This is a genomic window from Cellulomonas endophytica (assembly GCF_004123805.1).
GTDB classification, from domain to species: Bacteria; Actinomycetota; Actinomycetes; order Actinomycetales; family Cellulomonadaceae; genus Cellulomonas; species Cellulomonas endophytica.
This window is the reverse complement of record NZ_RWJX01000013.1, coordinates 66,670-77,751: the sequence shown is the minus strand read 5'-3', so window position 1 is coordinate 77,751 and position 11,082 is coordinate 66,670. Positions and strand designations below refer to the sequence as shown.

Below are 11,082 nucleotides of genomic sequence, written 5' to 3'. Positions count from 1 at the left end.
GCGGCCACGCCGGCGACGACGAGCGCGGCGGAGAGGAAGGCGCGCCGCCCGGGGGCGTCGCCGCGCAGGGGGTCGCGCCCGTCCCGGGTCGGCGGGCCGGCGCGGCGTGCGAGGGCGGTGAGGGCGAGGACGCCCGCGGCCGCTCCCACCAGCGAGGGCACCGGTGCGAGCTGCCCTGCACCCGGCCGGCCCAGCGCCGCGGCCGCCGCCAGCGCGCCGAGCCCGACGACGCCGAGCAGCGCGAGCCGGAGGTGGTGCCGCGCGAGCACCCCGAGGCCGGCCGCGAGGAGCGCCACGACGAGCACCATCCCGACCAGCAGCGCGGTCTTGTCAGCCGTCCCGAACGCCGCGATGGCGAGGTCCTTGAGCCACGCGGGCGTGAGGTCGATGAACGCGTCCCCGAGCGCGTCGAGCGGCGCCGCGTCCGGTGCGGTGAGGGCGGCGGCGACACCGGCGACCGCCAGCGTGAGCGCGCCCGCCAGGAGCCCGGCCACCACCCCGCGCAGCGTGGCCGCGGACGTGCGGCGCCGCCCGGGCTCGCGGACGGACCCGTCCGGCCGTCCCTCCGGGTGGCCGGGACCGCGCCCGTCCCGCTCGGGCCCGTGCCCTGCCGGGGAGGGTGGGGCGAGCGGTCCAGCGGCGTCCGTCACGCGCTGAGCGTGCCACCCCGGCGGGTCCCCGTGGGTGGCCCGCCCTCGCCCTCCCCTCAGCGAAGCCCCGCCCCGCCCACCCGCGCCCGCACCCCGTGCCACCCGCGCCCCGCCGCCCCTGCGTCCTCTGCTCTCGCCCGGGAGCCAGTCCCTCGCCCCATCAGCCCCCCTCCTCGCCGCCTGCGTGGAGGGACGCTGCACCGGTGCGGCGCCACGCCGCCGGACGCGCCGGACCGACGGCGTGCCGCGCCGCCGGTGCAGCGTCCCTTCGCTGCATGCGGCGGCCCGAGGGGCCGTGTGCCGCCGCGGGCGGTGCGTATGCCTCGTCGAGGCCGCGGTGCGCCCGGGCCCGCCGGCGTGCCGCGCCGACGCGCGTACCGACCCGGGCGACGCCCTCCCTCGCCGCGCGTGTGGAGGGACGCTGCACCGGTGCGGCGACACGCCGCCGGGCGCGCCGGGCGGACGGCGTGCCGCGCCGCCGGTGCAGCGCTTCTTCAAGGATGCGTCGGCGTGGCGCGGGTGGGAGGGGTGGGGCGCCTAGGGTGCGGCGCATGGACGTGGCGGTGCTCGGGGCGACCGGGGACGTGGGCCGGCAGGTGTGCACGCAGCTCGTCGAGCGGCGCATCCTGCCCACGTCGTCGCGGCTGCAGCTCGTCGGGCGACCCGACGGTGCCTCCGCCCGGGCGGTGCACGGGCTGCGCGCGGACCTCGTCGACGCGTACGACGAGGTGGCGCCCCTGCTCGACGTGGCGCTCGACCCGGCGGACGTGGTGGCGGACGTCGTGGTGGTGTGCGCCGGCCGCACCGCACCCGCCCGCGCCGGCGCGAGCACCGACCGGTCCGCGCTCGCGGCGGAGAACGCCGCCGTCTTCGCCGCCTACGGCGACGCGCTGGCCGCGGGCGGCTCGGGCAGCGAGGTCGTCATCGTCGTGTCCAACCCGGTCGAGCTCGGCGTCGCGGTGCTCGCGGAGCGCCTCGGCCGGCACCGGGTGGTGGGCATGGGCGCCTGGCTCGACACCCTGCGCTTCCGCCGGGAGGTCGCCGTGGAGCTCGGCGTCCGGCGCCACCGGGTCGGCGGCTTCGTGGCGGGCCAGCACGGCGACGACCTCGTGCCGCTGTGGTCGACCGTCCGCGTGAGCGGCCTCGACCGGGCCGAGCGCGAGCGCGCGGTGGCCGCGCTGCGCCGCACGACGACCCTCGACGGCTTCGCCGAGCGCGTGGCGGCGGCGCGGGCCCGGCTGACGCCGCTCGTCGAGCACGACACGGCAGCGGCGTTCGCGCTGGTCGAGACGCTGCCCCCCGAGCTGCGGGTCGTCCTGCAGCCCTCCCTCACGCACCAGAGCGGCGCGAAGACCGCGGCGGGGACGGCCAGCGCCACCATCGACCTCGTCGACACGATCCTCGACGGGCGGGAGATCGTCGTGGCCGGGCAGGTGGCGCTGGCGGGGGAGGTCGTCCTCGGCGGCCGCCCCTGGCACGGGGTGCTGGGCGTCCCGCTCGTCCTGGGCCCGGAGGGGTGGACCCGTGTGCTGCTCGACGCGCTCCCGGACGACGAGGAGCGCCGGCTGGCCGGGTCGGCCGCGCGCATCGCGGAGGCGAGCCGCCCGTGGACGCGGCGGGTGCCGGCATGAGCGACGGGGCGCCCGACGACGGGGTGCGGGAGCCCGTCGCGGCCGACGACGAGGTGCGCTGGGTCGCCTTCGTCCGGGCCGACCACCGCACGGGCACCGTGGCGGCACTGGCGGGCGTCTTCGCCACCCGCGGCGTGAACTTCGACGGGCTCTCCGCCGGAGAGGCGGCCGACGAGCCGGGCTGGGTCGTCGTGTCGTTCCGCGCGACGCCGCGGCGCTGCCGGGTCCTCGAGCGCAGCGTCGGGCGGCTCGCCGCCGTGCACGGCGTCGTCGTGCACCGGGCCGACGACCCCGCCGTCCGCGCCGTCGCCGTGCTGCACGAGGCGCCCGGGACGGGGCGCGTGCCGGCGGCCGGGGCCGCGGTGCGGTGGTCCGGGGACGGGCCCCTCGTCGTCGAGGGGCCGCTGGCGGAGGTCGAGCGGGCCGTCGCCGCCGCGCACCGGGACGGGGTCCGCACCGCGACGCTCGTCGTGCCTCCGCCGGACGTCTGACCCGCCGGACGTCTGACCCGCCGGACGTCTGACCCGCCCGACGCCTGACCCGCCCGACGCCGGCGCCGAGCCCGTGGCCCGGGTCACCGCCCGCGCCGCGGCGGCGACGGCTACCCTGGCACCTGCACGTGCACCACGGCAGCACCCACAACCGAACATGCTGCTCGAACCGTGGCGGGAGAGACCCCGCCCGGCCGTGCCCGCAGCCCGGGACCGGCCGCACGGGGCGCCGTAGGAGCAACCCTCCCCGGGAAACTCTCAGGCACCCGCACCGCCACGGCGAGGCGACTCTGGAAAGCGGTCCGCCCCCGCGCCACCGGCGCGGACGGGCCCACCGACGGTGCAAGCCGGCGCGCCCCGGGCCCTGCGAGGGCCACGGCGGACCGGCCAAACTCTCAGGTCCGCGCGCCCTCCCGGCGCGCAGGTGACAGAGCGGGGAGCCCCTGCCCGTCCCGGCCCTGCGCCGGACGACCCTGCGGAGCCCACGTGACCGACCAGCTCGACCTCGCGCGACCCGACACCGCGACCCTCCCCGACGCCCCCGCCCGCACCGACGGGTCGGCGACCCGCCCGCCCGTGGCCGCCCTGCGCACGCCGGCGGCGGAGGTCTTCGCCGACCGGCACGTGGGCCCCCGCGGCGACGAGACGGCGCGCATGCTCGCCGCCCTGGGCCACCGCAGCCTCGACGCCCTCGTCGACGCGGCCGTCCCCGCCACGATCCGCACGGACCGCCCCCTCGACCTGCCCGCCGCGCGCTCGGAGGAGACGGTCCTCGCCGACCTGCGTGCGATCGCCGCTCGTAACCGGGTCCTCACGCCGATGATCGGCCAGGGCTACTCCGGCACGATCACGCCCGGCGTCATCCGCCGCAACGTGCTGGAGTCGCCCGCCTGGTACACGGCGTACACGCCGTACCAGCCGGAGATCTCCCAGGGCCGGCTCGAGGCGTTGCTGAACTTCCAGACCGTCGTCGCGGACCTCACCGGCCTGCCGACGGCCAACGCGTCGCTGCTCGACGAGGCCACGGCCGTCGCCGAGGCCGTCGCGCTCATGTGGCGCGCCCAGAAGAACGCCGCCGGCACGGTCGTCCTCGACGCGGAGCTGTTCGGCCAGTCCCTCGCCGTGACGCTCGGGCGGGCGGAGGCCATCGGGCTGCCCGTCGTCGTCGCGGACCTCGCGCAGGGACTGCCGGAGGTCGAGGGCCGGCTGCTCGGCGTCGTCGTGCAGCAGGTCGGCGCCTCGGGCCGCGTGCTCGACCTCGGCCCGGTCGTGGCCGCGGCCCGGGAGCGCGGCGCGCTCGTCACCGTCGCCGCGGACCCTCTCGCGCTCACCCTCCTCCAGGCCCCGGGCGAGGCCGGCGCCGACGTGTCCGTCGGCTCGGCGCAGCGCTTCGGCGTGCCGCTCTTCGGCGGCGGGCCGCACGCGGCCTTCATGGCGGTCCGGGCCGGGCTCGAGCGGACCCTGCCCGGCCGGCTCGTGGGGCTGTCCGTCGACGCGGACGGCGCGCCCGCCCTGCGCCTGGCGCTGCAGACGCGTGAGCAGCACATCCGCCGCGAGAAGGCGACGAGCAACATCTGCACCGCGCAGGCCCTGCTCGCGGTCGTCGCCTCGATGTACGCGGTGCACCACGGCCCCGACGGCCTGCGCGCCATCGCCGAGCGGGTGCACGGGCACGCGGTGGCGCTGGGGACCGCGCTGCGCGACCTCGGCGTCGTCGTCGAGCACGAGGTCGTCTTCGACACGGTGCGCGCCGTCGTGCCGGGGGCCGCCGCCGGGGTGCTCGAGGCCGCCGCCCGGGCCGGGATCAACCTCTGGGCGCCGGACGCCGACCACGTCCAGGTCGCCTGCGACGAGCGCACCACCGCCGACCACCTGGCGTCCGTGCTCGGGGCCTTCGTGGCGGCGGGGACGACGACCGAGGACGTCGCCGAGGACGGGTCCTTCGCCCTCGGCTTCGCCCTCGGCTTCGCCTCCGGCGGCACGGCGCCCCTGCCGGACCACCTGCGCCGCACCACGGACTACCTCACGCACCCCGTGTTCCACCGCCACCGCTCCGAGACGGCGATGCTGCGCTACCTGCGGCGCCTGTCCGACCTCGACCTCGCGCTGGACCGCACGATGATCCCGCTGGGCTCGTGCACGATGAAGCTCAACGCGACGGTGGAGATGGAGCCGATCTCCTGGCCCGAGTTCGCCGACATCCACCCCTACGCGCCGGCCGACCAGACGCGTGGCACGGCGCAGCTCGTCGAGGAGCTGCAGGGCTGGCTCGCCGAGATCACGGGCTACGCCGCGGTGTCGGTGCAGCCCAACGCGGGGTCGCAGGGCGAGCTCGCCGGCCTGCTGGCGATCCACGCCTACCACCGGGCGAACGCCGCCGAGGGGCAGCCCGACCGCGACGTCTGCCTCATCCCGGCCTCCGCGCACGGGACGAACGCGGCGTCGGCCGCCCTGGCGGGCCTGCGGGTCGTCGTCGTCGCCACGGCGCCCGACGGGTCCGTGGACCTCGCCGACCTCGACGCGAAGCTCGAGCAGCACGGCCCGCGCGTCGCGGCGATCATGCTCACCTACCCCTCGACGCACGGCGTCTTCGAGGAGCACGTGCGCGAGGTGACGGGCCGCGTGCACGCCGCCGGCGGGCAGGTCTACATCGACGGCGCGAACCTCAACGCGCTCGTCGGGCTCGCGCGCCCCGCGGAGCTCGGCGGCGACGTCTCGCACCTCAACCTGCACAAGACGTTCTGCATCCCGCACGGCGGCGGCGGCCCGGGCGTCGGGCCCGTCGCGGTCGCGGCGCACCTCGCGCCGTACCTGCCGGGCGACCCGACGCCGACCGGGCTCCGCCCGGGGACGGGCGGCGACGACGGGCCGGCGCGGCTCGGCACGCCCGTCTCGGCCGCGCCCTGGGGGTCGGCGGGCATCCTGCCGATCTCCTGGGCCTACGTGGCGCTCATGGGCCCCGACGGCCTGCGCCGCGCCACCGAGACCGCGGTGCTCGCCGCGAACTACCTCGCGACGCGGCTGGCCGAGCACTACCCCGTGCTGTACACGGGCCCGGGCGGGCTCGTCGCGCACGAGTGCATCCTCGACCTGCGGCCCCTGACCGCGAGCACGGGCGTCACCGCCGAGGACGTCGCCAAGCGGCTCATGGACCACGGCTTCCACGCGCCGACGCTCTCGTTCCCCGTGGCGGGCACGCTCATGGTGGAGCCCACGGAGAGCGAGGACCTCGCCGAGCTCGACCGCTTCGTCGACGCCATGGTCGCGATCCGCGCCGAGATCGACGAGGTCGCCGCCGGCCGGTGGGCGCTGGCGGACTCGCCGCTGCGGAACGCCCCCCACACCGCGGCCGCCGTGACCGCGGACGTGTGGGACCGGCCCTACGGGCGGGAGCAGGCCGCCTACCCGACGCCCGCGGTCCGCGCCGCGAAGTACTGGCCGCCCGTCCGCCGCGTCGACGGCGCGCACGGCGACCGCAACCTCGTGTGCGCCTGCCCGCCCGTGGAGGCGTTCGCCGAGGACGCGGTGGACGGGGTCCCCCAGGACGCGGTGGCCGAGGGCCTCGCCAGGGCGGGGGTGCGCGCGTGAGCCTCGACCCGGGCGTGCCGGCCCCCGACGACCGCCGCTCGCCCCTGCACGAGGAGCACGTCGCCCTCGGGGCGGCCCTCGTGCCCTTCGCCGGGTGGCTCATGCCGCTGCGGTACACCTCCGACCTCGCCGAGCACACCGCGACGCGGACCGCCGCGGGCCTGTTCGACCTGTCGCACATGGGCGAGATCGCCGTGACGGGCCCGGGGGCGGGGGCGGCGCTCGACGCCGCCCTGGTGGGGAACCTCGGCGGCCTGCGCGTGCACGGCGCGCGCTACACGATGCTCTGCGCCGAGGACGGCGGCGTGCTCGACGACCTCGTCGTCTACCGGACGGGGGCGCAGGAGTACCTCGTCGTGGCGAACGCGGCCAATCACGCGGTCGTGCTCGCGGCGCTGACGGAGCGGGCGGCGGCGTGGGCGGCGTCCGCCGCGGGCGGGGCCACCGGCACCGCGGCCGTGACCGTCACGGACCGGACCGACGCCACCGCGCTCGTCGCGGTGCAGGGCCCCCGAGCCCTCGACGTCCTGCGCGCCACCGCCGGCCTCGCCGAGCCGGCCGACGCCGGCGGTGCGGTGACGGCGGCCGGTGCGACGGCGCTCGGCACCGGGGGCGAGGCCGGGACGGCCGGCGGGCTCGCCGCCGACGGTCCGCTCGCGACCCTGCGGTACTACGCGTGCCTGCCGGTGACGTTCGCCGGTCGCCCCGTCCTCGCCGCGCGGACGGGCTACACGGGCGAGGACGGCTTCGAGCTGTTCCTCGACGCCGCCGACGCCCGCGCGCTGTGGCGCGCGCTCCTGGCGGCGGGCGCCCCGCTCGGCCTCGTGCCGGCCGGGCTCGCCGCCCGCGACAGCCTGCGCCTCGAGGCCGGGATGCCCCTGTACGGGCACGAGCTCGACACGACCACGACGCCGTTCGAGGCGGGCCTGGGCCGCGTGGTGCGGCTCGACAAGACCGACGGCGAGGGGCGCCCGGTGCCCTTCGTCGGGCGGGCGGCGCTCGCGGCGCGCGCGGGGTCCGCACCGGCCCGGGTGCTCGTCGGGCTCCAGGGCCTGGGCCGCCGCGCCGCGCGGGAGGGGCACCCCGTCCACGCCGGCGAGGCGCCCGACGCGCCCCGGGTGGGGACGGTGACGTCCGGTGCGCCGTCCCCCACGCTCGGCCACCCCGTGGCGATGGCCTACGTGACGCCCGAGGTCTCCGGCGCGGGCACCGCGCTCGCCGTCGACGTGCGGGGCCGGCGCGAACCCGTGCGCGTGGTGCCCCTGCCCTTCTACCGTCGTCCCCGCTAGACCCCGACCCGCGTCCCCCCGGCCCCCACCTCCGTCACCGCCCGCGCAAGGAGCACCGATGACCGCCGAGCTGCCCGCCGACCTGCACTACACCGCCGAGCACGAGTGGCTGCGGGACGGTGAGCCCGCGACCTTCGGCATCACCGCCGTGGCGGCCGACGCGCTCGGCGACGTGGTCTACCTCGAGCTGCCCGCCGTGGGCGACACCGTGACGGCCGGCGCCGTCGTGGGCGAGATCGAGTCGACGAAGTCCGTCTCCGAGCTCTACTCGCCGGTGACCGGCACGGTCGTGGAGGTCAACACGGCCGCGGTGGACGACCCGTCGGTCGTCAACGGCGACCCGTACGGCGCCGGCTGGCTGCTCCGGGTCGACGTCGAGGCGACCGGGGACCTCCTCACGGCGGAGCAGTACGCGGCGCAGAACGCCGGCTGAAAAACTGCTCGTCGAACCCGCGTCATGACCGCGGGTGCTCGCGCTCTCTTGGACACGCACGAAGCGAACGACCCCGCACGGGGGGTCGTCCGAGTCTTGGAGGGTCCAGATGAGCACCATGGTCCAGCTGCGCGAGCCCGCGACGACGTCCCTCGCCCCCGGCCTGACGCGTCGCGAGCGCGTCGTCCTCGCCGAGCTCGGCGAGGACGTCACGCTCGAGGAGATCGCCACGCGCCTCTTCGTCACCCGCAACACGGTGAAGTCGCAGGTGCGCAGCGTCTACAAGAAGATCGGCGCCTCCACGCGCTCCGAGGCGGTCGCCTGGGCCGTCGAGCACGGCATCCGCTGACCCTGGTCCCTCCGACGAGGGTGGCGAGCGCCACCCCCGTCCCCGGCTGCGGGTGCCCGGACCCGGCACCCGCGGCTGGCAGGATGCGGGCATGACCGCCCCCGTCCTCGTCGTCGCGGCCGCCCTCGTGGACGACCTCGACGAGCCGCGCACGCTCCTCGCCGCGCGGCGGTCGTCGCCGGCCAGCCTCGCCGGCCGGTGGGAGTTCCCCGGTGGCAAGGTCGAGCCGGGCGAGGACCCCGAGGAGGCGCTGCACCGCGAGCTCCGCGAGGAGCTCGGCGTCGCCGTCGGCCTCGGCGACGAGGTGCCCGGCCCCGAGCAGGGCCTGTGGCGCATCAACGACGGCCTCGTCCTCCGGCTCTGGCTCGCGGAGGTCGTCCGCGGTACCCCCACCCCGCTCGTCGAGCACGACGAGCTGCGCTGGCTGCCGTCCGGGCAGTGGCTCGACGTGCCGTGGCTGGACGCCGACGTCCCGATCGTCGAGGCCGTGCGCCGCCTCGTGGACGCGGACGACGCCGCCTGAGGGTCCGGCCCCTCCTCGAGCCCTCGGCCCGCACGCCGGCGCCCGGCGGTCCTGCCCCGCCCGGCGCCGCGATCGCCGTGGGCGAACGCGCTCGGAAGGTCTTGGCACTCCCACCCGCTGAGTGCTAGAAAATTCTCGTAGCCGCGACGCGGTGACGGCCACCGCCACCGCGTCAGCGCCAGGGACCCCGGGAGGTCCGGGGTCCTCCGACGAGGAGGTGAGGGCAGTGGCTACGCGTCTCGACCCGTTCCAGGAGATGGACCGGCTGCTCGGGCAGATGTTCGCCGCCGACCGCGCGACGGCCAGCATGCCGATGGACCTGTACCGCTCCGGCGACCACTACGTGCTCCACGTCGACCTGCCGGGGGCCGACCCGGGCACGATCGACGTCGCCGTCGAGGACCGCACCCTGACGATCCGGGCGCAGCGCACCCCGCGCACGGAGCAGGACGTGCAGTGGCTGGCCAAGGAGCGGCCCGTGGGCACCTACGCGCGTCAGCTGACGGTGGGCCGCGGCCTCGCGCTGGACCGCATCTCCGCGACCTACGCCGACGGCGTGCTCACCCTCTCGATCCCCGTGGCCGAGGAGGCGAAGCCGCGGCGCATCGAGGTGCAGCACGGCGGCTCGTCGTCGCAGATCACGACCGGCGCCGCGCAGCCCGAGGGCGCGCAGGCCTGACCGGCCGGGACCACGAGGGCCCGGGCCGCCACGACGGCCCGGGCCCTCGCGCGCGCGTCAGGGGCGCAGGCCGCGCTCGGCGTGGTGGCCGCGGTAGACGCCCGTGCGCAGCTCGATCGTCCACGCGTCCAGCGTCGGCATGCCGGCCCGGCGGGCGACGGCGATCTCCGCCTCGACGTCGTAGGGCACCCGGACGAGCGTGAGGGCGAACGGGTCGGCCGTGGTGCCGCCGGGGACGCCCTCGAGGACCGCGTAGGACGGCACGGGCTCGTCGAGCGGGTTGCCGGCGCTGCCGACGTTGAAGAGGGTCCGGCCCTCGACGGTCTCGACGTAGGCGTCGTGGACGTCGCCGTAGCCGACCATCGTCGGTGCCGGGCCGGGCCCGGTGAGCTCCGTCGTGGCGAACATGGCGTCGAACTGCTCGTCCGTGTGGGTCCGGTGGACCCGCGTGTAGACCCCCTGCGCCGAGGCGTGGACGAGGCGGATGCGCCGCCCGCTGAGCTCGAGGTGGTGGACGAGCGGGAGCTGCCGCAGCCAGTCGCGGTCGCTCTCCGTCAGCTCCGCCCGCCACCACGCGACGTCGGGGTCGCGCTCCGGCGGGGCGTCGGGCAGGAAGTCGTCCCAGTTGCCCCGCACGGTGACGGCGCAGCGCTCGCGGGTCAGGGCGATCGCCGCCGACCCGCGGGGCCCCTTGCCGGCGACGTCCCCGAGGTTGATGACCGTGCGGATGCCCCGCGCGGCGATGTCCGCCAGGACCGCGCGGTACGCGGTGAGGTTGCCGTGGACGTCGGAGACCAGCGCGATGCGCTCCAGGTCCGGCACGTGCCCTCCTCGCGGTCGCGGTCGACGGTGCTGCCCGCCGGCGGACGACCGGGCCCCAGGGTACCGAGGGGTCGCCGGCCGCGCGGGCGGTCCGGCGCCGCTCAGGGCCCGGTCACGGGGTCCACCCCCGGGTGCCGCAGGGCCGGCAGGGTCACCAGACGGTGCAGCGACCACCACGCGAGGGGGGCGTAGCCGAGCAGCGCCGGGAGCGGACCCTCCATGCGGAGCCACGTGCGCGCGCCGCCGCCGGCCGCGGCGTCCACCCCGTGCTCGAGGACGACCGTGAGGGGCCCGGACGTCACGCGCCACGTCCACCGCCGCCCGGGGGCGTCGACGGCCAGCACGACGAACCGCGCCGTCACGCCCAGCGGCCCGTGCACCCGGCCGCGGGCGCCGGCGGTGAGCGTCGCGTGGTCGCAGCGCACCCGGAGCAGGTGCGGCGACCACGCCGGCCACAGCGCGACGCGGTCGTACCGCTGCCACGCCGTCGCGGGGTCGACCGGACCACGGGCGCGCAGGACGACCGGGCCCGCCCCGGCACGGCGTCGCAGGCGGTGCAGGAGGGGGAGGGGCACGCCACGAGCATCGCGCCCGCACCCCGGCGCCGCCCGTCGAGGGGGCGGCACC

The 11,082-nt window shown here is 77.8% G+C and carries 10 protein-coding genes, 1 pseudogene and 1 riboswitch; of the genes and pseudogenes, 8 read left to right on the top strand and 3 right to left on the bottom strand.

From position 1 onward, the window contains the following. Positions 1 to 650, bottom strand: a pseudogene (locus EJA20_RS06080) (hypothetical protein); the annotation flags it as partial. Between the two features lie 551 nt (positions 651 to 1,201). Here EJA20_RS06080 and EJA20_RS06075 point away from each other — a divergent pair. The 8 genes from EJA20_RS06075 to EJA20_RS06040 all read left to right on the top strand — a co-directional run bounded on the left by EJA20_RS06075 (position 1,202) and on the right by EJA20_RS06040 (position 9,633). Further along, positions 1,202 to 2,281 carry a lactate/malate family dehydrogenase gene (locus EJA20_RS06075; protein WP_129337262.1) on the top strand — a complete coding sequence of 360 codons (1,080 nt, stop codon included), beginning with the start codon at positions 1,202 to 1,204 and terminating at the stop codon, positions 2,279 to 2,281. Beyond that, on the top strand, positions 2,278 to 2,772 hold the full coding sequence (locus tag EJA20_RS06070) for a hypothetical protein (RefSeq protein ID WP_129337261.1): 495 nt from the start codon (positions 2,278 to 2,280) through the stop codon (positions 2,770 to 2,772). Before EJA20_RS06075 ends, EJA20_RS06070 begins: the two co-directional genes overlap by 4 nt. Before the next feature lie 165 nt (positions 2,773 to 2,937). Then, positions 2,938 to 3,056: riboswitch (glycine riboswitch) on the top strand. Between the two features lie 370 nt (positions 3,057 to 3,426). Continuing rightward, positions 3,427 to 6,360, top strand: coding sequence for an aminomethyl-transferring glycine dehydrogenase (gene gcvP / locus EJA20_RS06065; RefSeq protein ID WP_420836406.1), 2,934 nt, complete (start codon positions 3,427 to 3,429; stop codon positions 6,358 to 6,360). Continuing rightward, the gene (gene gcvT / locus EJA20_RS06060) at positions 6,357 to 7,649 is read left to right on the top strand and encodes a glycine cleavage system aminomethyltransferase GcvT (RefSeq protein WP_240675112.1); all 1,293 of its coding nucleotides are present in this window, start codon (positions 6,357 to 6,359) and stop codon (positions 7,647 to 7,649) included. Before gcvP ends, gcvT begins: the two co-directional genes overlap by 4 nt. Before the next feature lie 58 nt (positions 7,650 to 7,707). Further along, a complete protein-coding gene (gcvH, locus tag EJA20_RS06055; RefSeq protein WP_129337260.1) occupies positions 7,708 to 8,082 on the top strand; it encodes a glycine cleavage system protein GcvH in 375 nt (124 codons plus the stop codon). A gap of 109 nt (positions 8,083 to 8,191) precedes the next feature. Continuing rightward, positions 8,192 to 8,431, top strand: a complete 240-nt coding sequence (locus EJA20_RS06050; RefSeq protein WP_129337259.1) for a LuxR C-terminal-related transcriptional regulator — start codon at positions 8,192 to 8,194, stop codon at positions 8,429 to 8,431. Positions 8,432 to 8,522: 91 nt separating this feature from the next. Continuing rightward, the gene (locus tag EJA20_RS06045) at positions 8,523 to 8,954 is read left to right on the top strand and encodes a (deoxy)nucleoside triphosphate pyrophosphohydrolase (RefSeq protein ID WP_129337258.1); all 432 of its coding nucleotides are present in this window, start codon (positions 8,523 to 8,525) and stop codon (positions 8,952 to 8,954) included. A gap of 226 nt (positions 8,955 to 9,180) precedes the next feature. Continuing rightward, entirely contained in the window at positions 9,181 to 9,633 is a 453-nt protein-coding gene (locus tag EJA20_RS06040; RefSeq protein WP_129337257.1) for an Hsp20/alpha crystallin family protein, read from the top strand. A gap of 57 nt (positions 9,634 to 9,690) precedes the next feature. Here the strand turns inward: EJA20_RS06040 and EJA20_RS06035 are convergent, their stop codons facing one another. Together EJA20_RS06035 and EJA20_RS06030 are read right to left on the bottom strand one after the other, a co-directional pair. Beyond that, positions 9,691 to 10,455 carry a metallophosphoesterase family protein gene (locus EJA20_RS06035; protein WP_338068802.1) on the bottom strand — a complete coding sequence of 255 codons (765 nt, stop codon included), beginning with the start codon at positions 10,453 to 10,455 and terminating at the stop codon, positions 9,691 to 9,693. A 101-nt stretch (positions 10,456 to 10,556) separates the two neighbouring features. Then, complete coding sequence (locus EJA20_RS06030; RefSeq protein WP_205687389.1) at positions 10,557 to 11,030, bottom strand: SRPBCC family protein; 474 nt, start codon at positions 11,028 to 11,030, stop codon at positions 10,557 to 10,559. Between the last annotated feature and the right edge of the window lie 52 nt (positions 11,031 to 11,082).

What these genes read in the sequence shown, in the direction of transcription:
- EJA20_RS06075 (WP_129337262.1), top strand. Translation starts at nt 1,202, where the DNA reads ATGGACGTGGCGGTGCTCGGGGCGACCGGGGACGTGGGCCGGCAGGTG.
- EJA20_RS06070 (WP_129337261.1), top strand. Translation starts at nt 2,278, where the DNA reads ATGAGCGACGGGGCGCCCGACGACGGGGTGCGGGAGCCCGTCGCGGCC.
- gcvP (WP_420836406.1), top strand. Translation starts at nt 3,427, where the DNA reads ATGCTCGCCGCCCTGGGCCACCGCAGCCTCGACGCCCTCGTCGACGCG.
- gcvH (WP_129337260.1), top strand. Translation starts at nt 7,708, where the DNA reads ATGACCGCCGAGCTGCCCGCCGACCTGCACTACACCGCCGAGCACGAG.
- EJA20_RS06050 (WP_129337259.1), top strand. Translation starts at nt 8,192, where the DNA reads ATGAGCACCATGGTCCAGCTGCGCGAGCCCGCGACGACGTCCCTCGCC.
- EJA20_RS06045 (WP_129337258.1), top strand. Translation starts at nt 8,523, where the DNA reads ATGACCGCCCCCGTCCTCGTCGTCGCGGCCGCCCTCGTGGACGACCTC.